Genomic DNA, 23,256 nt, shown 5'->3' on the forward strand with positions numbered 1-23,256 from the left:
AGCTTGCACAGCTTCGATGGCCTTGGCGAGAGGGCGTTTAGCCACCCAAGCCAGAGGCCAATCCCGACAGCATGGCGAGCCCGAGCACCAGCACGAAGGCGCCGGCCAGCAATTCGAGCCCGCCGACTGCCAGCGCGCCGGCCTGCCCGCGCCCGCCCGCGAGCCGCAGCGCCAGGGCCTTGGCGAACACCGCGAGGCTTGCGAGCGCGCCGGTGGTGAGCGCGGTGCCGAGCGCCATGGCGAAGGTCGTGGCGATGCCGGCGGCGAGCAGGCCTTGTGCGGCGCAGAACACGAGGATCAGCACCGCCCCGGCGCAGGGGCGCGAGCCTGCGGCGAGCACCACGCCCGCCCGCTCGCGCCAGCCGCCGAGCCGGTCGAGGGCGGCGGCATCGGTCAGGTGGGTATGGCCGCAACCGGGGCCGCAGGCCTCGGCCGGCGCATCGGTGGCGAGGCCGGCGAGCCGCCCGGCCTTGCGCCACGTCACCGCGGCGCCGAGCGCCGCCACGAGGGCGAAGCTCACGGTCTCGATCAGGGTGCCGGCCCGCGTCATCCCGGCAGCGGTCGTGCTGAGGACGAGGACGCCGACCAGCACGATGGCGATGGCCACAAGCGCCTGAAGCAGGGCGGCGGCGGCGCTCAGGGCGAAGCCGCGCCGCAGCGTCCGCTCACCGGCCACGATGTAGCCGGCGATCACCGCCTTACCGTGGCCGGGACCGGCGGCGTGGAACACGCCGTAGGCAAAGCCCATCACGATGAGCGGCATCCAGGGGCCGCCGGCCTTCAGCGCCGTCACGGCCGCGCGGAGATGGCTGGAGAAATTGGACTGGACCGCGAGCAGCCAGCCGCCGAGCCCGGTCGTTGCGGGCGCGGCTTCGCGAAAACCGATGCCGAAGGGCGAGCGCGGCGGCGGCGCGGCGGGGGGGCCGAGCGCCCAGGCGATCCCGCCGAGGATGCCGGCGGCCGTCAGCACCGCCCCGGCGGCGAGCGCCAGCCGCAGCGGCCACCGGCTGCCGGCCAGACCTGCGGGGCGCAGGGCGGCGGTCAGGGACATGCGACGATGGCCCGGTTGGCGAATTGCTCGCCGTAATTCGACGCGGCGGTGAGCGCTTCGAACATCGCCTCGGTCATCGACTGGCCGGCGGCGGCCACCGTGGGTTCGGTGTTCTTCGCCCGCGTCACCGTCATGCTGCAGCCGGGGGCAGCGCCGGCGAGGCGCAGCGCGTCGGCGCCCTCGGCGAGGCTGAAGGCGATGAAGTAGGTCGGATCGTAGACCTCGACCGCCGCAACGCCCTTACCCTGGGCGGCGGGGGTCTTGAGCGGCAGCAGGAAGCTCAAGGTGAGCTTGCCGCCCTCCATGGCCATCCGCGCCTCCTGCGGCTCGGCGAAGGCCTGCTCCTTGCCGGCCACCTTGAGCTTCGTGAAGTAGGCGAACTCGGCGAGGTTGCCGGCATGCTCCTTGGCCGAGCCCTGAAGCTCCTCGGGCGAGACCTTGCCGTCGCCGTTGGCGTCGAGACCCTGCGTCAGGAAGGCGGTGTATTCGGGGTCGAAGGTCCAGGCATGGCGGATGCCGGTGACGCGGCCCGCCTCGTAGGCGAGTTCGGCCTTGGCGGTGATCCAGACATGGGGGTGGGCCCAGGCCGGGCGCACGGTCGCAAGACCGGCGGCAAGGCCGAGCGCGGCGGCAAGGGCGCGATATCGGAGAGAGGCGGCGATCGGCATGGCGCTCGGGGGAGGCTCGCGGCAGGTCGGGCGGTGACGACGATGGGCCGGATCCTGCCCGTCCGATCGGGCGAAAGCAGGGCGCCGGGGCGCCTCCGCCGATCCCCTCGCGCTAGGGCCGCTTGAGCAGCGCCTCGACCTCGGCCTTCTCCGCATGGGAGAGGTCGTCGGCCTTCGGCGGGCGGCGGCGCGACAGGCGCCAGATGCCGAAGGCGCCGAAGCCCACCGCGAGCAGCGGGCTCAGCCAGAGCAGCAGGGTGTGCCAGCCGAAGACGGGGCGCAGCAGCACGAATTCGCCGTAGCGGGCCACGACGTAATCGATGACCTGGCCGTTGCTGTCGCCCTCTTTGAGCCGCTCGCGCACCAGCACGCGCAGATCCTTGGCGAGCGGCGCGTCGGAATCGTCGATCGACTGGTTCTGGCAGACGAGGCAGCGCAGGCCTTCCGAGATGTGCCGCGCCCGCGCCTCCATGGCGGGGTCCTTCAGCACCTCGTTGGGCTGCACCGCGAGCGCAGGGAGCGCAGTGAGGCTTAAGCAGAGCGCGAGGATCGTGGAGCGAAAGCGGGTCATTCGGCGGGCACCGCGGAGGGCGGCAGCTTGGCGCGCGCCTTGACGGGGGCGCCGACACGCATGCGGCGATCGGTGAGCGAGAGACCGCCGCCCGCCGCCATGATGAGCGAGCCGATCCAGATCAGCAGAACCAGCGGCTTGTAGTAGAGCCGCATGCCGATCGAGCCGTCGGGCATCACCTCGCCGAGGCTGGCGTAGATCTGGCTGACGCCGATCGTCTTCAGGCCGGACTCCGTCACCGTCATCCGACGCGAGGGATAGAAGCGCTTGCCGGTCTCGGCGGTGCCCACATAGTCGCCCGCGCGGTTGCGCAGGGTCAGGAAGGCGGTGGTCTCTTCGAAATTCTCGCCCTTGGTCGGGCCGACGCGGTCGAGGGTGGCGACGTAGGGGCCCGAGGCGACCTGACCGCCCGGCCGGATCGTCGCGAGCCCTTCCGTCGCCCAGCCCTGCCCGGCAATGCCGAGCACGACGACGCCGACGCCGGCATGGGCCAGAGCCGTGCCCCAGGCCGAGCGCGGCAGGCCGATCGCCCGGCGCCACGTCGTGCCGAAATCGCGCGTCCGGTTGTGGCCGTAGCCGCGGGCACGCGCCCAGATCTCGAGCACGGAGCCGATGATGAGGTAGGCGCCGAAGCCGAGGCCGACCGGCGCCATGACCGGACCGCCCCAGGTCCAGGCCGCCGCACCGAGGGCGACGACGAGGGCGACCGCAAAGGCGGCGAGCAGGCGCTGTGCCGCCGCCGCGGCATCGCCCCGCTTCCACGCGAGCGCCTGCCCGAACGGCACGATCACAAGGAGCGGCAGCGCCAGGGGGATGAAGGTCCAGTTGAAGAAGGGCGGGCCGACCGAGATCTTTTCGCCCGTCAGCATCTCTAGCAGCAGCGGATAGAGCGTGCCGACGAACACCGTGGCGCAGGCCGCGACCAGGAACAGGTTGTTCATCACCAGCGCGCCTTCGCGGGAGATCGGCGCGAACAGGCCGCCCTGGCGCAAGCTCGGCGCCCGCCACGCGAACAGGCTCAGCGCGCCACCGATGAACAGCGCGAGGATCGCGAGGATGAACACGCCGCGGCTCGGGTCGGAGGCGAAGCTGTGCACCGAGGTGAGCAGGCCGGAGCGGACGATGAAGGTGCCGACCAGCGAGAGCGAGAAGGTGAGGATGGCGAGCAGGACCGTCCAGACCTTGAGCGCGTCGCGCTTCTCCATGACGACGATGGAGTGCAGCAAGGCCGTGCCGGCGATCCAGGGCATCAGCGAGGCGTTCTCGACCGGGTCCCAGAACCACCAGCCGCCCCAGCCGAGTTCGTAATAGGCCCAGTATGAGCCCATCGCGATGCCGAGCGTCAGGAAGCTCCAGGCGATCAGGGCCCAGGGCCGCACCGCCCGCGCCCAGACCGCGTCGATGCGCCCCTCGATCAGCGCGGCAACGGCGAAGGCGAAGGTGACCGAGAAGCCGACATAGCCGAGATAAAGCAGCGGCGGATGGATCGCGAGGCCGAAATCCTGCAGTAGCGGGTTGAGGTCGTTGCCCTCCAGCGGCGCCGGCGCGACGCGGGCGAAGGGGTTCGAGGTCGTGATGATGAACAGCACGAACACGAAGGTGACGCTCGCCTGCACCATCAGCGTGTTGGTGCGCAGCACCGGCGGCACGGAGGTCTTGGCGGTGGCGACCCAGGCGCCGAACAAAGCGAGGATCAGCACCCAGAGGAGCATCGAGCCCTCATGGTTCCCCCACACGCCGGAGATCTTGTAGATCAAGGGCTTGGCGGTGTGCGAGTTCTCGACGACGTTCTGGACCGAGAAGTCCGACGTCACATGCGCGTAGGTCAGCGCGCAGAAGGCGAACAGGATGCAGGCGAAGGTGCCGAGCGCGGCGGGCCCCGCCACCTCGCGCAGGGCCGCATCGCCCGAGCGGGCGGCCCAGGCGGGCATCACCGCCTGCACCAGAGAGAGCGCCAGCGCGAGCGCCAGAGCGTAATGGCCAATCTCGACGATCACCGGCAGTTCCCTCGCGCGGTTTCGGTCCGGACGGTCATGGAATCTTTCACCGCTCGCTGCGCTGGCCCAGGGTGGCGTCGGCCGTCTCGGGCTTCGCTGCATCCTTCGGGGCTACCTTAGGCGCGTCCTTGCCCCCGCCTTCCTGCCAGCGTCCCTGCGCCTTCAGGGCGTCGGCAACCTCGCGGGGCATGTAGTTCTCGTCGTGCTTGGCCAGCACCGTGTCGGCCCGGAACACGCCGCCGACATCGAGCGTGCCCTCGGCGACGATGCCCTGGCCCTCGCGGAACAGGTCGGGCAGCAGGCCGCGATACTGCACCGGCACCGTGGCGTTGGTGTCGGTCACCGCGAATTCGACGTTCTGGTCGGGCCCGCGCTTCACCGAGCCGTCCTTGACGAGACCGCCGAGGCGAAAGCGGGTGCCCGGCGCGACGCCCTGCGAGGCCACATCGGCGGGGGAGCGGAAGAATACGATCGACCCGCTCATCGCCGACAGGATCAGCCCGAGCGCCAGCGCCAGCACGGCGCCGCAGGCGGCGATGAGGATCAGGCGGCGGCTCTTGCGGGTCACGACGGTTCCGTCCCGGTTCGTCGGCTTCTTCTCGTTCCTTCAGGCCGGCGAAGGCCTGTCGGCGGTCCGACGTCTGCTGAGGATCAAGAGACCGGTTTCGGCCCGCCCGCCTGCGGGGTCAAGGTTGAACGGGCGGGACCGATTGTCAGGGGCCGCCTTCCGCTACGGTTGAGCCGGCGTCAGACCGAGCTCCTTGCCGAGCGCGTCGAGGCGTTCGACCGCGTTCGGGTTGGCGGCGAGCGCCATCTTGGCCCGGTCGAGCGCCTGGCTGGCCGCGGCCCGGTCGCCGATCACGCCGTAGGAGCGCACGAGCCGCATCCACTCGTCGGCGCTGCCACCCTTGGCCGCGAGCCGACGGTCGAGGCTGGCGACCATGCCGCGGATCGCCGCCTCGCGCTCGGCCGGCGGCATCGCCCGGATCGCGTTGGCGGCAGTGTCGGGCTCGGCCGCATTCTTCTCGCCGGGCTTGTCGCCGTTCTCCGCCTTGGGCGGGGGTGCCCCGGCCGCGGCGAGGCCGAGTTCATGGGCCTGCGCATCGAACCGCGCCTGCGCCTCCTTATCGTCGGGAAACGCCTTGCGCCCGCGTTCCAGCGCGTCGAGCGCCTTGTCGCGCTCGCCGAGCACCGCGTGCGAGCGCACGAGGCGCAGCCACTCGTCGGCGCTGCCGCCCTGCTTGGCCAAGCGCCGTTCCAGCCCCTCGACCATGCCGCGGATCGCGTCGATCCGCTCGGAGGGCGGCAGAGCCTGGATGTTGCTGCCCGGCCCGGCTACCGGCGCCTCGGACATCGCCCCCTCCCTGGCGCCGTCCTTGGCACTATCCCCGGCGCCCTCCCCTTCGGCCTTCGGCGCGGCCATGGTCTCGCCCTTCAGCCGGGCCAGGTTGTCACGCACCGCCGGCAGCCAGGGTGCGTCCGCGGGAGCGGAGGCCGCCATCGCTTCCAGCCGCCGCACCGCGCCGGCCACGTCGCCGGACTGCTCGTCGCCGCGGGCGAGATAGAATTGCGGCTTGGCCGCCTTCGGATCGGCGGCGAGCGCCCGGCCCAGCACCTTGCGCGCCTCCGGCGAGACCGTGCCGTCGGCCGCCGCGACCAAGGCCTCGCCCCAATCGGACAGGGCCTGCGCGTCCTCGCCCTTGAGGCGGACGAGCGCCGCGTAGGCGCGGGCCGCGTCGTCGAACCGCCCGAGCCGCATATAGACCGGCCCGAGCACGCTCCAGCCGCGGACGTCGTCCGGGTGGTTGGCGAGCCGCGCCTCGATCTGGCCGATGGCGGTCATCAAATCCTGTGCGCCGGCCCGCGTCGCCTTGCGGTCGGCGTCGGTCTGCGACGGGAGATTCGGAGAGCCGTAGAGGCCGTAGACGACGAGCGCGACGAGGGGGATCGTGGAGAGCGCGAAGGCGGAGGCCGCCCGGCGCTGGCGCAGATGCGGCTCGGCGATCGGCGCGGCGCCCGACCCGTCCGCCCGCTCCTCGCGGCTCGCCCGCAGCAGCCGGCGCGCAGCCTCGGCGCGCGCGGCCTCGGCCTCCGCCGGGGCGATGAGGCCGCGGCCGAGATCGCGCTCGATCTCGGCGAGTTGGTCCTCGTAGAAGCCGGTCTCGGTGGCGAGCCCGTCGCCACCCTCCGCCTCCGGACCGACCCCTTGCCGGCGGCGGCGCGACATCGGCCAAAGCAGCGCGAACACGGCTGCGCCGGTCATGGCCGCCAGGATGAACCAGATCGCCGTCATCAGACCCAAAGTTTTAAGCTCGGCCCCGTGTAGAGCCCGAGCGGGGCCCGCACGACATCGCTTCCGGGTGACACGTCGTCACGCGCAAGCGAAGCATGGCCATAACACAGGCGTGCCGGTGCGTAACCTTGGCGAGGCCGCCGCCACTCAGCGTTGTCCGCCCCCCGCGGGCGCATCGCCCGGCACCTCGATCACCGCACGCAGGCCCCCGAGCGCGGCGGCCTCCAGGCGGAAGCGGCCGCGATAGAGCGCGGCCAGATCCGCGACGATCGACAGGCCGAGCCCGGAGCCGGGCTTGGTCTCGTCGAGACGCTGGCCGCGCTTGAGCACCGCCGCGCGGTCCTCTTCGGGCAGACCCGGCCCGTCATCCTCTACCGCCACGAGGAGATGGGGATAATCATGTTCGGCCGTCGGCGCGGCGGAGATCGAGACCCGGCCCGTCGCCCATTTCGAGGCGTTGTCAACGAGGTTGCCGATCATCTCCTCGAAATCCTGCTTCTCGCCGCGGAAGCGCAGACCCGGCGGGACGTGGACCTCGTAGGCGATGTCCTTGTCGCGGTAGATCTTGCCGAAGGTGCGGACCAAGCCGGCAAGGGCCGGCTCGACCTCCGTCGAGGTGCCGAGGGTGCCCGCGAGCGCGGCGGCGCGGGCGCGGTCGAGATGGTAATTCACCTGATCACGCATCACCGCCGCCTGCTCGCGAATCTTCTCCGACAATTCCGGCGGGGCGTCGCTGCCGCCGGCCTCGTTGACGATGATCGAGAGCGGGGTCTTCAACGCGTGGGCGAGGTTGCCGACCTGGGTGCGGGCGCGCTCCAGGATCTCGCGATTGGTCTCGATGAGCAGATTGATCTCGCCCGCGAGGGGGGCGATGTCGCGCGGATACTCGCCGTCGATCCGGTCGGCCTCGCCGCGGCGGATCGAACCGAGCGCCGTGCGCAGCTTGCGCAAGGGCGCAAGGCCGAAGCGGATCTGCAGCAGCGCGGTCGCCGCGAGCGAGAAGCCGAGCAGGCCGAAGGTCATGAACAGCGAGAAGCGGAAGCGCTCGACGTCGTTGACGATCTCGTCCGCCGGTCCGGCCACCCGAACGGTGTAGCGCCCGTCGACCCCGACATCGACGTCGCGCTCGACGATGCGCAGGCTGCGGTCGTCCTGGCCCCGGCCGTAGCCCTGGCGGATCTGGCCGACGGTCGCCGTGCCGGCCTGATCGGGCCCTTTCAGCGGCACGCCGACGAGCGAGCGCGAGGTGCGCAGGTCCCGCGGCTTCGCATCGGGCCGCCCGACCTGCCAGTACCAGCCCGACAGCGGGAGGTCGAAGCGCGGATCGCCGAGCGAGAAGGAGCGCGTCTCGGGGTCGCTCGGCGAGACGAGATCGGTGGCGAGGTTGTTGGCGAAGACGAGCAGGCGGCTGTCGAAGGCGCGCTCGGTGTTCTCGCGGTAGAGCGTGGTGAGGATGAAGGCCGCGATGACGAGGATCGCGGTGCTCGACAGGAACGAGGAGACCGCGAGCCGCACCGCGATGGAGCGGCGGCGCAAGGGGAGCCAAGCGAGGCGGTCGGTCATGCGTCCTGGCTCGAATTTCGGCTCACATCCCGCCTCGCAAGCGGCGGCCCGGGCATGTACATCATGCAGACCGACTTTCTACACCGTTCCTCGACGAGACGCCCATGGCCCTGCACATCCGCGATGCAGAGACGGACCGCCTCGTTCGTCTCCTGGCCGAGCGAAAGGGCGTTCCGCTCACCGAGGCCATCAAGGTCGCCGTGCGCAACGAGTTGGAGCGGGAGGCACAGCGGCCGGGCCTGTGGGAGCGACTGAGACCGCTGCACGAGCGGGTGGCCGCGCGGCCTTCCACCAACCTTGAGGCCGACAAGGCATTTTTCGATGAGTTGAACGACGAGTGATGTTCGTCGACGCCTCCGCCCTCATCGCCATTATCACGGAGGAGCCGGAGGGACGCGCCCTCGCCGCCCGTCTCGAAAGGGTGGAAGCCGCCATCACCTCGCCGATTGCCGTCTACGAGGCTGTCCTCGGCATCGCTCGCAAGAAGCAGGGCGGCCTCAAGGCGGCCCGAGCGGATATCGAGATGCTGCTCGGCCTCGCACAGATCGGTCTCGTGCCGATCACCACGGAGGATACGGACCGGGCCCTCGAAGCCTTCGAGCGCTATGGAAAGGGAACGGGACATCCGGCCCGCCTCAACATGGGCGACTGCTTCGCTTACGCGGTCGCGCAGAGTCACGGCGTGCCGCTTCTCTACAAGGGCGAGGATTTCGCCCTCACCGATCTTGGCAGTCAATGAGGCTTCACCCTCGCCCCGGCGGCTGGTTCGGATCGATCAGGTAACCGAGCCCCCGCACCGTCTGGATCAGGTCCACGGCGAGCTTCTTGCGCAGGCGCCCGACGAACACCTCGATGGTGTTGGAGTCGCGGTCGAAATCCTGGTCGTAGAGGTGCTCGGTCAGCTCGGCGCGGGAGACGACGCGGCCGGTGTGGTGCATCAGGTAGGAGAGCAGCCGGTATTCGTGGCTCGTCAGCTTGATCGGGGCGCCGTCCACGAAGACCCTGCCCGAGCGCGTGTCGAGGGTGACGGGACCGCAGGCGATTTGACTGCTGGCATGACCGGCCGCGCGTCGAAGAATCGCGCGCACGCGGGCCATCAGCTCCTCCATGTGGAAGGGCTTGGTGACGTAGTCGTCGGCGCCCGCGTCGAAGCCGTCCACCTTGTCGGACCAGCGGTCGCGGGCGGTGAGGATGATGACGGGGGTCTTCACCCCGGCCCGGCGCCAGTTTTGGAGCACGGTGACGCCATCGGCCTTGGGCAGGCCCATATCGAGAATGATGGCGTCGTAGGGCTCGTTCTCGCCGAGATAGCCGCCCTCCTCGCCATCGAAAGCCTTGTCGGCGACGTAGCCGGCCTCTTCCAGCGCGGCGACGACCTGCCGGTTGATGTCACGGTCATCCTCGACCACGAGCAGACGCACGGTCGGTTACTCCTCATCCCGGCGGCGCACCGCCACGGTTACCAATGCCCGCTCACCTGTCCCGATTGGGCATCGACCATGACGTGCATGAAATGCCCGTCGCGACGCAAGGCCGTCAGCAGGTAGACGAGGCCCGCCTCGTGCCGGCACAGGCTGGCGCGCTGGATCTCGGCCCGCGGAATGATCTGGCGCGCCGCGCGGATCGCGGCGATGGGCGGCACGACGCGCTTTTCGGCCACCGCCTCGCGCAGGTCGGCCGGCGACAGGCAATCGTCGCCGCGATTCAGCGGCTGCCGCTGCGCCGGGACGGGCGCGAGGGCACCGGTTTCCTCGGCGAGCGGGCCGACCGCCCCCGCCGCGAGGACCGCGGCGGTCGAGACGACGATCAACAGGGCGAAAGCTTGGCGCATCGAGGGTGACTGTCGCGCCAGCGCACTGAATGCGCCCTGAATGTTTGCGAGCGCGGGCGCATTCGGTGAGGAAGCGGCCGTCGAAGATGTCTTGCGGTCGAGGGCCATGTCCGGGGTCGGCGATGTTGCCGGGGACAAGGCGGGATCGCCGCCGTGGTTCCCGGGGCATGACTGCGCAGGGCCACCTGCCTCAGGCCGCCCCTTCGGCACCGGCGTGAAGGCGGCGGTCACCGCAGACCCGCAGGGTCAGGCTCGCCAGATCGCCGCTGTCGATGGCGTCGAGGGCGGCCCGGCGCAGGGTGATCAGCGAGAACTCGAAGCCCCGGCGCGCCGCCTCCAGGCGGCCGGCGGCGGCACGGGACCGGCTTCGGCGCGAGGCCTGCGACCTCGCTCCATCCGGGCCGGTGGCGGAAGAAGTAGGGGCAGGCATCGAAGACTCCCTGTGATCCGTCAAAGATTCGGCCGGTTCTGCAACTCGCCGATGCGCCGCAGGAGATCCTCGAACCGCTCCCGAGCCCGCTCGTCGCTGCGCGCGACCGCCCGAGCGGTTTCGCCCGTGAGCCGGACCAGATCCTCCAGCACGCGGGTGCGGCTCTCCAGGGCGGCGGCCACCGCCGCGTTGGTCTGCGAGGCGCGCTCCAGCGCCGCAGCGGTGGCACCGGTCTCGGCGATGCGCGCTTCCAGCACGCGTAGGCCGTCCCGGTAGAGGTGGAGGCAGGCCAGCCCCAACAGCACCGCGACGATCCAGCCGGCGCCCCCGTCGGCGAAGAGGAGGCGCGCGGCTTCCGCTGCGATCTTGTCCATTGCACCGCCTCCCGGATGGTCGGCTCCGGTCTTCGCGATACCGGACGATCAGACGCCCTTGCGGGCCCCTCGCGCGGGCCCTTGCCCCAGGGTGCGTTCCAGAGCGGGTTCGAGGGTGTTGCCGGTGGTCGCCGCCGCCTCCAGGGGCAGGGACCGGAACACCTTCTCCGCGACCCCCTCGCCGCCGCCCGCTGCCTGGATCAGCCAGGCTGGTGCCTGATCGAGCGCCCGCTGCACGGCCCGCGCGATCACCGCCGAGCCGACGGAGACGGTCAGCCTGCGCCCGCGGACGGCGCCCGCAACCGCGTTCAGAGCGTAGTCGGTGGCGTTGCGCACGAGGCGCTCGACCAGCGCCTCGGTGACGAGGAGGCGCAGAGGCCCGCCGAACCGCGCGAGCACCGCCGCGAACGCGGCGACGAGCACCGGCGTCAGCAGCGCGGACAATCCCTGGACGAGCGCCACGACGGCGTCGCCCCAGGGCAGGACCAGGGCGGCGTCAACGACGGGCAGCGCCGCCGCGTGCGCTGGCGCGCAGCAGCCGAGCAGGAGGAGCAGCGGCAGAACGGGCCTGATGAGGAAGACCCTGGCCATGGTTCGGGCCAGGCTTCGAGCGAAGTCGTTGTTGAGCGGCACCTTGGTCGGAATCATGGGAGCGATCCTTTTGGGGGCGAGGGAAAGCGTTCAGCGGCCGGCGCGCAGCCAATCCCGCAGGCGTGCGCGCCAACCGCGCCGGGCCACGGGCGGCGAGGACGGGCGTTCGACCGAGACGGAGACGGGCTGCGCGTCACCGCGCCGGGCGCGCGGCAGGGCGGTTTCGTAGGGCATACGGAACTGGTCGAATTCGCCCTGTCGGCGGGGGATGATCGCGGCCGGGCGGTTCCACATCAGGATCGCTTCGCCCGCGCCCGCCCGGTCGCCGGCCCGCAGGCGCCGCAGCACAGTGGAGCGCCGGAACGCCGCCGGGCCGATGTTGAAGCAGAGCGAGACCAGCGCGTCGAAGGCGTGCTGCGGCAGCGGCTCGGGGATCGCCTCGGCAACGGTGCGGACGAAGGCCGCCACGTCGCGGGTGAAGATCGCGTCCGCCTCCCCGGCATCGATGCGCAGGCCCGCCCGTGGCACCGGCGGCCCGGCGGCGGCGGTGTGGCCGATGCCGATGGTCCAGACCCCCACGCTGTCGCGGTAGGCTTCCAGCCGCCGCCCCTCCCGGGCGATCAGCACGGCGCGGCCGACGGCACTGAGGTCCATCGTCAATCTCCGGGGTCGAGGGGATGGGTCGAGAGGGCGGGGCCATCGCGCGATGCCGCATGAGCGGCGGCGCGGGTTCCGGCTTTGGCCGAGGCGCCAAGCGGAGCGAAAGCCCTGTCGAAAGGCAGGCGCGGCGGCCTAATCCAGGCCCTCGAACAGCAGCGAGAACAGGATGTTGGTCGTGGGCTGCGCCCCGCTGCTCGCCACGATCTTGAGGCACCAGCGGTCCGCCGCCTCGAAGACCGCGCTGTTGACGAGGTCCGCCGCTTGGTTGGAGCCGGCCCCGGCGATCGTGCAGGTCAGGGCCGTGCCGGTGAACAGGTTCTGGAGCGTGACGGTCCAGCTCTGGCCGGCGCCCGGCGCGCCCTGCGTTGCCACCCGCAGATCCCGGAACCGCCCCCGCCGGCCGACGGCGGCGTAGACCTCGCTCTGGTGGCCGCCGACGAGGGCGTTGGTGAAGTACCGCGTCGCCCCGGCCGTCACGGTCCCCGGCCCGCTATTGCCGGCGATCACCTGCGCCGTCAGCACCGGCACGTCCGCGACGGTGATCCGGCCGGGAAAGGCGACCCGCCCCGTCGCGCGCGCGATCCGCAGCGCCTCGAACCAGTCGCCGCCATTCGGGGAGACTTTCACACGGAGGTCGTCGTCACCGGTCAGGCCGATCTCGGCGCGGGCGGAGAACCCGGTCTGCATCAGTAGGGAGAGGGTGTTGCCGGCCGCCTGCTTGTTGAGGGTGTAGCGCAGATCGCCGCTGCCGCCCTCGGCGACCGTCAGCGCGGTCCAGAGCGCCTTGTTGAGCTTGGCCGCGAAGGGATTGTCCGCATCCGCCCCGGTGCCGAGGCCGAGGCGGGTGAGGTTGTGCAGGGCGCTGATCGTCGCGCGGAACGGCATCCAGGCCGAACCGGTGAAGGTGTAGAGTTCGGCCTCGTCGGCGACGTAGGCCGTCCAGCCCGCAAGTGGCTTGAGGGACAGCCACGCTCCGTCCTGGAAGCGGGCGATGCGGCCGGCCCAGCCGGTCCAGGCACCGCTCGGGTTGCCCGAGGCGATGAGGTAGCGGTCGCCCTCGGCGGGGCTCGCGGGCGGAGCGGCTCGGTCCTTGTCGAGGACGGCGAGCTGCACCAGCGCGTCGAGCAGCGCCAGGGCCTCGTTGTGGGTGACGTGCTTCTGCGCCTGCCCGCCCGCGATCAGCGGCAGGGTAAGGCTCGGGGTCGTGTCGGCCATGGGCCACTCCGTCAGTATCGGATGTCAGACGGTCCGCAGGCTCACCCGCGCCCGGCGGGCGGGGCCGGGGCCGGCCAGCGGGCCGATCGGCACCAGGGCGGCGTCGATCTCGGTGCGGCGCGTGCCGAAATCGGCGATCTCGTCGGCGCTCGCGTAGAGCGCGCTCGTCGTGTCGGTGCTCAGGCTGCGCAGAATCCGCCCATCCTCGGCGAGGATGTCGAGGCGGTAGGCTTCGGCCCCCTCGCCCAAAGGCACGTCGGCCGGCTCCCAGGCATCGGCATCGCGCCGCGCGCGCCGCGTCCAGTGGAAGCGGATGCCGCCGGCCTCGCGCCGGGCGCGTAGGTGAACCGGACTCAAGGGAAGGAAGGCGGTCAGGTCCGCTGTCGCCGCGAAGCCGACGAAGGCGGGATCGGCCGGATCGCGCTCCGCCGGGCCGACCCGGTAGAGGAAGCGGCGGCCGGCCTCATCGAGCCGGTCGACGAGGGGCCGGACGGCGCCGTCATCGAGGCGCACGATCAGGCTGCCCGCGCCCGCCGGCCGGCCCGCGGCGGCCTCGCTGCCGGCCAATCCCCGCAGCAGCCCTGAGAGCCGCCACGTCTCCGCCTCGACCAGCTCGGCTTTCGCCGCGGACAGGATCTCGACCGCCCCGTCCGCGCCGATCACCGCGAACAGGTTGCCCCCGCCCAGCGCGGCGGCCTCGCCGATGCTGCTCAAGCCTTCCGCGTGGCGCAGGGTGACATTGAGGCGGGCATTGCGGTCGAAGCGCCAGAGCGGGCCCGGCGGCAGCGAGGTCAGCGTGCGGCCGAGGCAGGCCGGATGGTCGATTGTGCGATGGAGCGCGAACGGCGCCCCTTCGTCTGCCGAGCGCCAGACTGCGACGGCGCCGGGCCAGGGATCGGCCGAGACCGCGAGATAGGAGAGCGGCACCGGATCGCCGTGCTCCACCGGCAGGACCAGCGGCAGGGCGAAGACTGGCCCCGGCACGGCCGGCGGCCTCCGACCTGTTCTCAGAGCCAGCGTGGCGGGTGCAGGATCGGGTCGGGGCAACGGCGCCGCCCGTGTCTCGATCCGCCGGCCCGTGGGTGCGTCGTCGATCCGCACGATCCGGTGAAGCGTCCTACGGTTCTCGTCCGGAAGCGCCACCACGTCGCCGGGCTCCAGATCGATCCGGCGCGGGCTCACCCCGAAGGCCGCCGTGTCGCGACCCGCGAGCGCGGCATCGAGGACGGCCTCCGCCAAGGCCTGCACCGCGTCGCGCCGGGTGACGATGGCCGCCTCAACGCGCACCTCCTGCCGCCGCGCGCCGGCCGCGCGCGCGGCGGAGGCGGTGGCGCGGCGGTAATCCGGACTCTCGCCATCGGAAAAGCCGATCGCTACGGAGCGCGGCAACTCGCTCTCCTGCGCCCGCACCCGGCGCAAGGGCGCCGCCTCGCCCTCGCCGAGAACGAAGTCGCCCGCGTCCAGCACGGCGGGCGCGCTCTTGCGCCCATCGCGAATCCGCAGGGCCCCGGCGGAGACCGAGACATCGAGGTTGAACAGCCGGGCGAGCGGCTCCAGCGCCTCGCGGGCGGAGAGCGGCCGGTCGAGCACGGCGCCGTCGAGGAAGCCGGCGGCGTCGATGTCGAGGGCCGCGTCGATGCCGAGATCGCTCAGGATCGCCGCGATCAACCGGTCGAGTTCCAGCCCCTCGATCCGGCCGGTGATCCAGTGGCCGAGCGCCCAATTGGCGGCGTCCGACCACACGGTGGTGAAGTCGGGGAAGGCCGGAAAGGGTCGCGCATCCCAGGCCCAGACGTAGGTGTCTTCGGCCGGGATCATCCGGCCGCCATAGAGGGGCGAAACCGGATTGTGAGCCGGCTCAAAACCGTCCGATTCAGGATCAAAGCGCGCGAGGATCGCGTCGAGACCGCGGGCCTGGATCAGGTCGTCGCGGCCACCGCGGGAGAAGGGCGGGACTGCGTTCTCCGAGGATTTCGGATCGGGGAAGACGTTCGGCCCGTTGGTGCCGCGATCGACCGCCGGAACGCCGATCTCGGTGAGCCAGATCGGCTTGGCGCCCGGCACCCAGGCCGTCGGCCCGATCTCGACGCCGCCCGCCCGCTCGACATGCGGGTTCGACCACCATGCGACGAGATCCTTGGCCCGGAAGATCCACGGCTTATTGTAGGCGCCGTCGGTGATCGGCGTACGGCGTTGCGCGGCGCGATCCTCGGGGCTGGCATAGTACCAGTCGAACGCCTCGCCCGCGCCGAGCCGGTTCTTGAGATAGGCGCGGTCGTAGACGCTCGCGGCCTCCGCCGCGTCGCGGTGGTCCGGTCCGTCGCGCCAATCCGAGATCGGCGGGTAGTAGTCGATGCCGACGGCATCGATGGCGGGATCGGCCCAGAGCGGATCGAGGGGGAAGCGCACGAAGGCGCCGCCCTCGCGGACATGGGCGCCGTACTCGGTCCAGTCGGCGGCGTAGACGAGGCTCACAGCGCCGCCGAGGCGGGCGCGGACCTCGGTGGCGAGGCGCCGAAGCTGCGCGACCGCCGGATAGGCGCCGTCCGGTCCGCGCACCCGCGTAAGGCCGACGAACTCGCTGCCGAGGACGAAGCCGGCGAGCGGCGTCCCCGCCGCCGCCCAGCCGGCGGCGAGGTCGGCATAGTGCAGGATCATCGCCCGGTAGCCCTGAGGCCCCTCGAAGAAGGCTGCGACCTGATCGGCCGCGCCGCCGGTGCCGTCCGGACTGCCGGGCCGGTCGGGGGCGGGATCGCAGGTGATGCGTCCGCGCCAAGGATAGGCCGGCTGCGTTTCGCCGGGCCGGTACGGGTCCGGCAGGGTGTTGCCCGCCGGCACGTCCATCATCACGAAGGGATAGAGCACCACCGCGAGACCACGGCGGTTCAGCTCCGCCACCAGCCGTCCGAGCCCGGCATCGGACGGCGTACCACCATAGGCGGCGGTGTCACCGGCGCGGGAAACTGGCTGCGCGGCGGCGCGGCTCAGCCCGGCGACGGCCCAGGGCTCGCCCGTCGTCGCCTTCGCCGTCGCATCGACCCGCGGCGTCACGGTGCATTGCCCGGCGCGCAGATCGTTGCCGAACCAGCTCGTTACCACCGAGACGCGCTTCAACCGCGGGCACAAAGCCTGGAGCGCGTCGAGGGAGGCGACGATGTCGCTAGCGCCCTGAAACTGGAAGCGATTAGCCGGCTTCGTAGCGCCGAAACCTGCATCCTCGCTAACGGCGAGCGGATCGAGGCCGAACTCGGTGGAGCCCGGAATCAGGCACACCGCGCGGATCTTGCCGGCCAGCCCGGCGACGGGGCGGATCACCTCGAAGGCGAATTGCGGGATGCGGTTGCCGAAGGCGGCCAGCGGCAGCCGCTCGAACACGATGTAGGCGAGCCCGCGATAGGCCGGTGCGTCGTCCGCGCCCTCCTTGGCGACGATGAGCGGATCGGGTGCCTGCGTCGCGGAGCCGGTATGAACGCGCCAATTGAGCGTCGTCAGATCGAGTTCGCTGCCATCGGCCCAGATCCGACGCACCAGGGCGATCTCGCCCGCACAGAGCCCGACGGCGAGATCGATGAAGTAGCTGTAGGCGGTGCGCACGGTTTTCGGACCGCCCGCTCCGCCCTTCGAGCCGGAGGACGAGCGTTCCACGGTGGTGTTGGCGACCTCGAGCGGGCGTGTCGCCCAGATCAGGGTGCCGCCGATGCGCGCCCGGCCGTAGACACGAGGCACCGGCGCGCCCTCGGTGGAGGCGAGGCCGCCGAGTTCGGTCAGCCGCGGCCCGTCCACGAAGCGCGGGCTCGTGCCGGTGCCGAACAGCGCGTCGTCGAGCGCCGCGCCCCCGGCCGCGCCGGCCACGCGCCCGATCATCCCGCCGATGGGGCCGCCGAGCGCATTGCCGACCGCCTCGCCGGCGGTTTGCAGGACGAGCGTTGTCATGGCGGAGCCTCCGGCGAGCGGGTGTTTCAGGGCGGATCGGGAAAGCGGAAGACGTGGGCGAGGTGGCGCCGCCACCACGGTGTGAGCGTGACCTCGGTCACCGCCGCACCGTCATGGGCATGGATCATCGCCGCCGGCCCGGTGGCGATAGCGTAATGCTTTGCCGGCAAATGTGCGCGAAACGCGAAGAGAAGGACGTCGCCCGCACGGGGCTGATAGGCGCTCAGCGGCTCGGCAATCGGCACGAGGTGCCGCCGCGCGGCGGCGAGGAGCGGGTCGGCCCCGTCGAGGGCCGATTCGGCCCAGGTGGCGGCATAGGGCGGCGGCTCCTCCGGCTCGGGACCGAGCACCGCGCGCCAGACCCCGCGCAGCAGGCCGAGACAATCGCAGCCGACGCCCTTCAGCGAGGCTTGATGCCGGTAGGGCGTTCCGGCCCAGGCGCGGGCCTCCGCCACGATCCGCTCAGCGAGCGGCGATGCATCCTCATCCATGACGGCCTCATCGGAACAGGCTGGAGCCGTCGAGGCGGGCTCCGGCCTCAGGCCCGGAGCGCAGCACGAAGTCGTTGCCCGGCATGTGCGGAAACCCCTGGAAGTTGAGGGTGTTGGCGAACTTGTCGCGGCATGCGGCGAGGCTCTTGTCGCAGCCGGCGACGAGGATGAAGGCGTCACCGGCTGCGACCGGACGCGGCGGCGGGTCCCATAGGTCGAGGAGCGTCGCCGCGCCGTCGCGGCGATGGCCGCGTAGGTTTGCGGCGTGGCCCGCATTGGCGCCCGTATCCCAGGTCAGGCGCCCGCCGGAGAACCAGCCCGGCGTGAACGCCCCCGTCAGCACAACGGTGAGCCGGCCGGGATCGGACGCGGCCTGCACGGTGCCGGTCGCGCGAAAGCGCGAGTCGGCGAGATCGACGCGGCAACGAGCATCGCCGAGTTCCGCATCGCAGGCCGCGCGAAAGCTGCATCCGGCCGTGACGTCGAGGCGGTGCATCAGCCCACGTAACTCGGCGACGAAGGCGCCCCCCTCACGGCGGATCTCGCCCAGGGTCGCCACGTCGAGGAGCAGGCGCGCCTCGGGCTCGGCCCAATCGACCAGCCAGGTCTCGACCCCGGCCCCGTCATAGAGCCCCGCCGCGACGTCGGCCTCCGTGATCCCGGCCGAGGTCAGCGCGCCCGCCACCTCGCCACCGCCGACGGCAAAGCCCAGCTCCGCGCTCGCCTCGGCTGCCTCGAGCCCGCTGCGGGCGGCGTAGATCACGCCACTGAGGACGAGATCGCGGTCGTGGTCGGTGAAACCGAGGACGAGGCCGTCGCGGCGGCGCAGGGCCCAGCAGCGGCAGAGCGTGGTCGCGCCGCCCTTGAGGCGAGCGGCGAGACGGGGCGGAACGGCGCGCATCGGCTTCCCCTCAGGGCAGGATCTCGATCAGCGGGATTCGCGGCACCTCGCCGGCGGTGAAGGCGGCGAGATCGATGGTGAGTTCGTCGGTGTCGAAGCGGACCGGCACGTCGAACTCGAAGCCGGCGGTCACGGCGGCACCCGGCGGCGGCACCGCGTCGGCGGCGAAGGTGACTTGACCCGTCGCGGAATCGACGGAGAGCTTTGCGGCCGCCACCTCGGCACCGCTCACCGCCACGCGCACGCTGCCGGCCACCGGCTTGGCGATGGCCCGGCGGTAGGCGTCCGGCCCGCTTCCGTAGGTTTTGGCGAGGGCAAAGATGCGGGTCGTGCCGTCGCCGGTGCCGATCCGCTGATCGGTCGGCGCGGGCGGCCGCGAGGGCGGGCCGGAGCGGTGATCGACCCGGTCGCGGTAGCGGAAGCCGTAGAGTCGCCCGCGCCGCTCCTCGAAGAAGCCGAGCACGGCGTGCAGGGCATCGAGGGTGCGGATGCCGAGCCCGGCATCGTAGCGGCGGCGCGAATCCGCCCAACGGCTGTTGCGGTGCTCGCGGCCCGAGGCCAGCGTGACGATCTCGGTGCGCCGCACCGGGCCGCCGCTGCCGCGCAAGGCGACATCGAGGGGAAAGCGGATTTCGTGGAAGTCGGACGGCATGGCAAAAACTCCGAAGTCCGGGCGCGAAGAGCGCCCCGCGGAGCGGCCTCGGCTGTGCCGAGGCGTCGAGCGAAGCGAAAGCCAAGGCCGCGGAGGCGGCCGCCGGCGCTTGAGGCAGGACAGGAAACGTTGTGATCACAACGCCCTGCGCCCGCGCGCCACGGCGCGGGCGAGACGGGCGGCGACCTGGGCCTCGGAGCGGCGGAAACCTTCGATGTCCGGGGTGGCGATGTTGACGGTGACTGCGACCGGCCGCTCGGCTCCGCCCGCCGCGACGCCGAGGCGACCGTCGCTGCCGCGCCGGAGCGGCAGGATCGCCTCCGGCCCGGCCTCGCCCATCAGGCCGGTGTCGCCCCCTGGGCCGGCGAGGGGAAAGTAGGTCGGCGCCGCCACGACCCCGCCGGCCGCGAAGGGGCGCACCCGTCCTCCACCAAGAACCCCGCCGAGCCGGAACGGCACGATCCGCCCGTCCGAGACGAGGCCGCCCTTGGCGAGCGCCGTCGTGCTGCCGCCCCCTGAGGCCGCGCTCAGCAGGCTGTTGACGAGGCTCGTCACCCCCGTCTTGACGGGAGCCAGCGCCGCCTTGACCGCGACGTTGGAAAGCTTGCTCGCCAGCGAGGCCAGCACGCCGTCGAGTTGGCGCCCGGCATTGAGGTTGCGGTCGAAGGCCGAGGAGAGGCTCTGGCCGAAGCGCTGGGCCAGTCGGTCGAGGGTCTCGAGCTGCCGGGCGCGCTCGGCCGTGCTGCGGTCGCTGTCGGTCATCAGAAAATCCCCGCATCGGGATATGCGGCGAGCAGCCGGTCGAAATCGGCCCGGCTCGGCGCGTCGGGCACCGGGCGGGTCAGGCCCACGGCGGCGGCAAGTTCACGGGGCGTGGCGGCCCAGAGGTCGCGCGGGCGCCAGCGCAGGGTCGCAAGACCGAGCGTCAGCACCGCATCCCACGGGAAGGCGGAGACGGGCGTCTCCGGCGCGTGACTTCCCGTAGGGCTCAAGGGTCCGCGGGCGGAGCCTCGCCGAAGGCCGCGACGAGCGCCTCGCCGAGCGCTGCGGTGATCGCAGCGAGGCCGCCATCGAGCGGCAGGCGGGCCACCGCTTCGTCGTCGAGGGCGTGACCGCCGCCGCGCAAAGCCGCGCCGAGCAGCGCGATCACGTCGCGGGCAGCGAGCCGCCCACCGGCAAAGCGCTCGGCGAGGCCGGCGAGATCGCCCGCGCCGAGGGCGTCTTCCAGTTCGGCGAGAGCGCCGAGGGTGAGGCAGAGCGTGTAGCGCTCGTGTCCAAGGGTCAGCGGCACCTCGCCGCGTCGGCGGTTGGCCATCGTCATGCCCCCGCGAAGCTCAACGGGCCGGCGGAATCGAGGGCTATGTCGAAGGTCACCTCGCCCGCATGCTCGCCGCGATATTCGAGGCTCGTGATCTGGAAGAGACCCTCGATCGTGCCGAAATCCGGCACCACGATCTGAAACAGGCCGATCACGCCGTCGAAGAACATCTGCCGCAGGCGCGCATCGGAGGCCTCGTCGCGGAACACGCCCGAGCCCGCGACCGCGGCACGGCGCACGCCTGCGCCCGCCAGCAGCTCGCGCCAGCGCCCGGCGGAATCGGCGTTGGTGACGTCCACCGTCTCGGCGTTGAAGGCGAGTTGCCGGGCGCGCAGGCCCGCCACCGCGACGAAGCCGCCGGCCCCATTACTGACTCGGACCAGGAGTTCCCTGCCCTTCTGTGCGCTCATGCTCGCGGCTCCGGCGTTCTCGGGGAAAAGTCAGGCGGCGACTTCGGTCACCGCCTCGAAGGAGAGGGTCGCGCGCGCCTCGCCGGAGCGCTCGTCGCGCAGCCCGGCGAGGCTCTTGAGGCGCAGGAGGACGAGGGCGTGGCCGCTCAAGGTGAGGTCGGCCTCGTCGAGGCGGGCGGCGATGCGCTCGGCCACCTCCAGGGCCGAGCGGGCCGAACCCGGCTTGGCGAAGACCGTAAGCGCGAAGGCGTGTCGGTGGCGCCGCGCGCCATCGACGGAATCGTCGCTGATTTCGCTCGGTCCGAACAGCGCATAGACTGGGGCGGCGCCCCGCGGCGGCTCGTCGTAGAGCTGCAGGCGGCCGCCCATCAGCGCAGCGAGCGGCGGATCCGCGGCAAGGTGCGCGAGAAGGCCGGCGCGCAGGGCCAGCAGGGGGCTCGATCGCGTCACGGGGAAGCCTCCTCGATCACCTCTTCCACCTCGCAGACGAGGTTGCGGCGGCGCCCGTCGGGGTCGTCGGCTGCGCGGATCGCGAAGCGGCGGGGTCCGTCGGCGAAGCGCATGGCCGGGGTGACGCCGGGCCGGTAGCGCAGGCCGACGCGGTAGAGGCCGGGCCGGTCGGTGCGACCGCCGCGGGCGGCGGCGGCGCTGCCGAGCGATTCCAGCGAGCCCCACAGCACGGGTCCGGCGACGTAGCGGCGGAGCCGGCCGCCGAACCCGTCGGGCTCGTCCACCGGCACTTCGAGCACGAGGCGCCGCCGCCGCGCGCCGAGCGACCTATGGGTCATGGTCGATCTCCGTGAGTGAGGTCAGAGCCGCATCCGGCGGCAGGCGGCGGCGAGCCCCGCCGCCTCGGGCGGCAGCGGCCGGGGCGCGCCCTCGCGGCCCGCATCGCCGCGGTTCTCGAACCAGTCCGCGATCGTCAGACGCAGAGCCTGAACCAGCGGCTCGGGAGCCGGCGGTCCCTCGCCGCCACAGCCAGCAGCGACCTCGACCAAAGCCGAGGCCGTACCGAGTGGCGGCAGATCCGGCCCGAACAGGAGGCAGGGCGCCTCCCATGGATCGGGGCCGACACGGATCGGCCCCGGCTCGATCTCCGTGAGGGTGCCGTGCGCATCGACGAGCCCGGCGCGGAGCACGGTGACGAGCGGGCTCAGCGGCAGCGGCACCAGCCCGAGCCGGGGCCAGGCCGCCAGCACCACCCGGAAGCGCGCGGGCCGCAGCAGCCGGCGGGAGGCGGCCTCGACCGCGGCCCGCGCCGCCGGGATCAGGCGGGCGAGCAAGGCGTCCTCCGCGGTCTCGTCGGAGTCGAGCCGGAGATAGCCGCGCATTTCGGCCACGCTCACCGGCTCGACGCCGGTCTCCTCGACGCGTATCGGAGTCATGTCAGCCTCTCCTGAAAGCGTTTTCGCAACCGATGCGCGCGCCGAACCCATCTCTTCCGCGCGCGACGCGCGTATCTCTTTCGCGCACGGCCCGCCTTGCCCTCGGAGCGGCGGCCCTCGCGCTCGGGCTCGCAGCGACACCAGCGACCGCCATCGTCGGCGGACGGGAAGGCGCGGCGGTGCCGGGTGCGGCCTCGGCGGTGATGGTGCTGACCTCCGGTGGCGGGGTCTGTTCAGGGATCGTCGTCGCCCCGGACGCGGTGCTCACCGCCGGCCATTGCGTGGCGGGCGTCGGCGAGAACCGTGTCCACTACCGTGACGAAACAGGCCGCCCGGTGCTGGCCGAGACCGCCGCCCGCCTCCTGCATCCGGCCTATGACGGCGACGCCATCCGCGGGCGCACCCGCTCCATCGACCTTGCATTGCTGCGCACCCGCGAACCTCTCCCGGCCCGGTTCGTGCCGGCCACGTTGAGCGCCGCGATGCCGCGGGCGGGCCAGGGCCTGACACTGGCCGGCTACGGCGCCGCGCGGGGCGGCGACCGGCGCTCCATCGGCCGCTATCGTGGCGCAACGCTCGCCGTGGTTGAGCCCTACGGCCCGAGCCGCATCCTGGTTTGGATGCAGGCACCGGGCGCGGGCGGCTGCCAGGGTGATTCCGGCGGGCCGATCCTTGAGGGCGGAGCGGTGGTGGCGGTCGCCGCCTGGGTGAAAGATGCCTGCGGCGGCCTGACCCAAGGCATCCTGCTCGGGCCGCAACGGGACTGGATCGACCGGACGCTCGCCGGCTGGGGCGCCTCCGCGCGCTGGTGACGTCCGTCACCGATCGTGATCCGGCCGCCATGGCCCAGGAGGAACCGGACCTTGGCCGCCGAATTGCCTTCGGATACGCTTCAACCGGCCTGGGATTCGTTCATGGAATC

28 protein-coding genes are annotated in these 23,256 nt (G+C 72.1%); 3 read left to right on the plus strand and 25 right to left on the minus strand.

The window, feature by feature from the left end; genetic code table 11:
• Positions 1 to 37: 37 nt before the first annotated feature.
• From ASF53_RS22210 to ASF53_RS22240, 7 genes are all read right to left on the minus strand, one after another.
• Positions 38 to 1,051: a nickel/cobalt transporter gene (locus tag ASF53_RS22210; protein ID WP_056204007.1), complete on the minus strand. Its 1,014-nt coding sequence runs from the start codon at positions 1,049 to 1,051 to the stop codon at positions 38 to 40.
• Entirely contained in the window at positions 1,042 to 1,719 is a 678-nt protein-coding gene (locus tag ASF53_RS22215) for a DUF1007 family protein (RefSeq protein ID WP_056204011.1), read from the minus strand. Before ASF53_RS22215 ends, ASF53_RS22210 begins: the two co-directional genes overlap by 10 nt.
• 112 nt (positions 1,720 to 1,831) lie before the next feature.
• Positions 1,832 to 2,290: a cytochrome c-type biogenesis protein gene (locus ASF53_RS22220; protein ID WP_056204014.1), complete on the minus strand. Its 459-nt coding sequence runs from the start codon at positions 2,288 to 2,290 to the stop codon at positions 1,832 to 1,834.
• On the minus strand, positions 2,287 to 4,287 hold the full coding sequence (locus ASF53_RS22225; RefSeq protein ID WP_056204017.1) for a heme lyase CcmF/NrfE family subunit: 2,001 nt from the start codon (positions 4,285 to 4,287) through the stop codon (positions 2,287 to 2,289). The genes ASF53_RS22220 and ASF53_RS22225 overlap by 4 nt, the downstream gene beginning before the upstream one ends.
• A gap of 46 nt (positions 4,288 to 4,333) precedes the next feature.
• On the minus strand, positions 4,334 to 4,855 hold the full coding sequence (ccmE, locus tag ASF53_RS22230; RefSeq protein WP_056204020.1) for a cytochrome c maturation protein CcmE: 522 nt from the start codon (positions 4,853 to 4,855) through the stop codon (positions 4,334 to 4,336).
• Positions 4,856 to 5,017: 162 nt separating this feature from the next.
• Positions 5,018 to 6,580, minus strand: coding sequence for a c-type cytochrome biogenesis protein CcmI (gene ccmI, locus ASF53_RS22235; protein WP_056204024.1), 1,563 nt, complete (start codon positions 6,578 to 6,580; stop codon positions 5,018 to 5,020).
• A 147-nt stretch (positions 6,581 to 6,727) separates the two neighbouring features.
• Positions 6,728 to 8,143 carry an ATP-binding protein gene (locus ASF53_RS22240; RefSeq protein ID WP_056204026.1) on the minus strand — a complete coding sequence of 472 codons (1,416 nt, stop codon included), beginning with the start codon at positions 8,141 to 8,143 and terminating at the stop codon, positions 6,728 to 6,730.
• Positions 8,144 to 8,247: 104 nt separating this feature from the next.
• Here ASF53_RS22240 and ASF53_RS22245 point away from each other — a divergent pair, with 104 nt between their 5' ends.
• Positions 8,248 to 8,484, plus strand: a complete 237-nt coding sequence (locus tag ASF53_RS22245; RefSeq protein WP_056204030.1) for a type II toxin-antitoxin system VapB family antitoxin — start codon at positions 8,248 to 8,250, stop codon at positions 8,482 to 8,484.
• The gene (locus tag ASF53_RS22250; protein WP_056204034.1) at positions 8,484 to 8,882 is read left to right on the plus strand and encodes a type II toxin-antitoxin system VapC family toxin; all 399 of its coding nucleotides are present in this window, start codon (positions 8,484 to 8,486) and stop codon (positions 8,880 to 8,882) included. Before ASF53_RS22245 ends, ASF53_RS22250 begins: the two co-directional genes overlap by 1 nt.
• A 4-nt stretch (positions 8,883 to 8,886) precedes the next feature.
• Here the strand turns inward: ASF53_RS22250 and ASF53_RS22255 are convergent, their stop codons facing one another.
• The 18 genes from ASF53_RS22255 to ASF53_RS22340 form a co-directional block, all read right to left on the minus strand.
• On the minus strand, positions 8,887 to 9,564 hold the full coding sequence (locus ASF53_RS22255) for a response regulator transcription factor (protein WP_026105562.1): 678 nt from the start codon (positions 9,562 to 9,564) through the stop codon (positions 8,887 to 8,889).
• 38 nt (positions 9,565 to 9,602) lie between these two features.
• Complete coding sequence (locus ASF53_RS22260; protein ID WP_056204037.1) at positions 9,603 to 9,974, minus strand: PepSY domain-containing protein; 372 nt, start codon at positions 9,972 to 9,974, stop codon at positions 9,603 to 9,605.
• A 190-nt stretch (positions 9,975 to 10,164) separates the two neighbouring features.
• Complete coding sequence (locus ASF53_RS22265; protein WP_056204042.1) at positions 10,165 to 10,404, minus strand: hypothetical protein; 240 nt, start codon at positions 10,402 to 10,404, stop codon at positions 10,165 to 10,167.
• Between the two features lie 20 nt (positions 10,405 to 10,424).
• Positions 10,425 to 10,778, minus strand: a complete 354-nt coding sequence (locus tag ASF53_RS22270) for a hypothetical protein (RefSeq protein ID WP_056204045.1) — start codon at positions 10,776 to 10,778, stop codon at positions 10,425 to 10,427.
• 48 nt (positions 10,779 to 10,826) lie between these two features.
• Entirely contained in the window at positions 10,827 to 11,426 is a 600-nt protein-coding gene (locus ASF53_RS22275; RefSeq protein WP_056204048.1) for a hypothetical protein, read from the minus strand.
• Between the two features lie 33 nt (positions 11,427 to 11,459).
• On the minus strand, positions 11,460 to 12,023 hold the full coding sequence (locus tag ASF53_RS22280; protein ID WP_056204051.1) for a lysozyme: 564 nt from the start codon (positions 12,021 to 12,023) through the stop codon (positions 11,460 to 11,462).
• A 138-nt stretch (positions 12,024 to 12,161) separates the two neighbouring features.
• Positions 12,162 to 13,244 (minus strand): DUF2793 domain-containing protein, encoded by a 1,083-nt coding sequence (locus ASF53_RS22285; RefSeq protein ID WP_056204054.1) that lies wholly within the window; start codon positions 13,242 to 13,244, stop codon positions 12,162 to 12,164.
• A gap of 24 nt (positions 13,245 to 13,268) precedes the next feature.
• The gene (locus ASF53_RS22290; protein ID WP_056204057.1) at positions 13,269 to 17,177 is read right to left on the minus strand and encodes a baseplate multidomain protein megatron; all 3,909 of its coding nucleotides are present in this window, start codon (positions 17,175 to 17,177) and stop codon (positions 13,269 to 13,271) included.
• Between the two features lie 26 nt (positions 17,178 to 17,203).
• Positions 17,204 to 17,668: an NlpC/P60 family protein gene (locus ASF53_RS22295; protein ID WP_056204059.1), complete on the minus strand. Its 465-nt coding sequence runs from the start codon at positions 17,666 to 17,668 to the stop codon at positions 17,204 to 17,206.
• A 7-nt stretch (positions 17,669 to 17,675) separates the two neighbouring features.
• Positions 17,676 to 18,569 (minus strand): phage/gene transfer agent baseplate hub protein, encoded by an 894-nt coding sequence (locus tag ASF53_RS22300; protein WP_056204062.1) that lies wholly within the window; start codon positions 18,567 to 18,569, stop codon positions 17,676 to 17,678.
• A 10-nt stretch (positions 18,570 to 18,579) separates the two neighbouring features.
• The gene (locus ASF53_RS22305; RefSeq protein ID WP_056204065.1) at positions 18,580 to 19,221 is read right to left on the minus strand and encodes a DUF2460 domain-containing protein; all 642 of its coding nucleotides are present in this window, start codon (positions 19,219 to 19,221) and stop codon (positions 18,580 to 18,582) included.
• Positions 19,222 to 19,356: 135 nt separating this feature from the next.
• A complete protein-coding gene (locus tag ASF53_RS22310) occupies positions 19,357 to 19,983 on the minus strand; it encodes a phage tail tape measure protein (RefSeq protein ID WP_056204068.1) in 627 nt (208 codons plus the stop codon).
• On the minus strand, positions 19,983 to 20,213 hold the full coding sequence (locus ASF53_RS22315) for a phage tail assembly chaperone (protein WP_056204070.1): 231 nt from the start codon (positions 20,211 to 20,213) through the stop codon (positions 19,983 to 19,985). Before ASF53_RS22315 ends, ASF53_RS22310 begins: the two co-directional genes overlap by 1 nt.
• Positions 20,210 to 20,536, minus strand: coding sequence for a gene transfer agent family protein (locus ASF53_RS22320; protein WP_056204828.1), 327 nt, complete (start codon positions 20,534 to 20,536; stop codon positions 20,210 to 20,212). The genes ASF53_RS22315 and ASF53_RS22320 overlap by 4 nt, the downstream gene beginning before the upstream one ends.
• A 2-nt stretch (positions 20,537 to 20,538) precedes the next feature.
• The gene (locus ASF53_RS22325; RefSeq protein WP_056204074.1) at positions 20,539 to 20,949 is read right to left on the minus strand and encodes a phage major tail protein, TP901-1 family; all 411 of its coding nucleotides are present in this window, start codon (positions 20,947 to 20,949) and stop codon (positions 20,539 to 20,541) included.
• Positions 20,950 to 20,979: 30 nt separating this feature from the next.
• Complete coding sequence (locus tag ASF53_RS22330) at positions 20,980 to 21,399, minus strand: DUF3168 domain-containing protein (protein ID WP_056204077.1); 420 nt, start codon at positions 21,397 to 21,399, stop codon at positions 20,980 to 20,982.
• Complete coding sequence (locus ASF53_RS22335) at positions 21,396 to 21,737, minus strand: head-tail adaptor protein (protein ID WP_056204080.1); 342 nt, start codon at positions 21,735 to 21,737, stop codon at positions 21,396 to 21,398. The genes ASF53_RS22330 and ASF53_RS22335 overlap by 4 nt, the downstream gene beginning before the upstream one ends.
• A gap of 21 nt (positions 21,738 to 21,758) precedes the next feature.
• Positions 21,759 to 22,334: a head-tail connector protein gene (locus ASF53_RS22340; protein WP_056204083.1), complete on the minus strand. Its 576-nt coding sequence runs from the start codon at positions 22,332 to 22,334 to the stop codon at positions 21,759 to 21,761.
• A gap of 32 nt (positions 22,335 to 22,366) precedes the next feature.
• Here ASF53_RS22340 and ASF53_RS22345 point away from each other — a divergent pair, with 32 nt between their 5' ends.
• Positions 22,367 to 23,146 carry a trypsin-like serine protease gene (locus ASF53_RS22345; RefSeq protein ID WP_056204087.1) on the plus strand — a complete coding sequence of 260 codons (780 nt, stop codon included), beginning with the start codon at positions 22,367 to 22,369 and terminating at the stop codon, positions 23,144 to 23,146.
• Positions 23,147 to 23,256 lie beyond the last annotated feature (110 nt).

The organism is Methylobacterium sp. Leaf123, assembly GCF_001423405.1.
GTDB lineage: Bacteria > Pseudomonadota > Alphaproteobacteria > Rhizobiales > Beijerinckiaceae > Methylobacterium.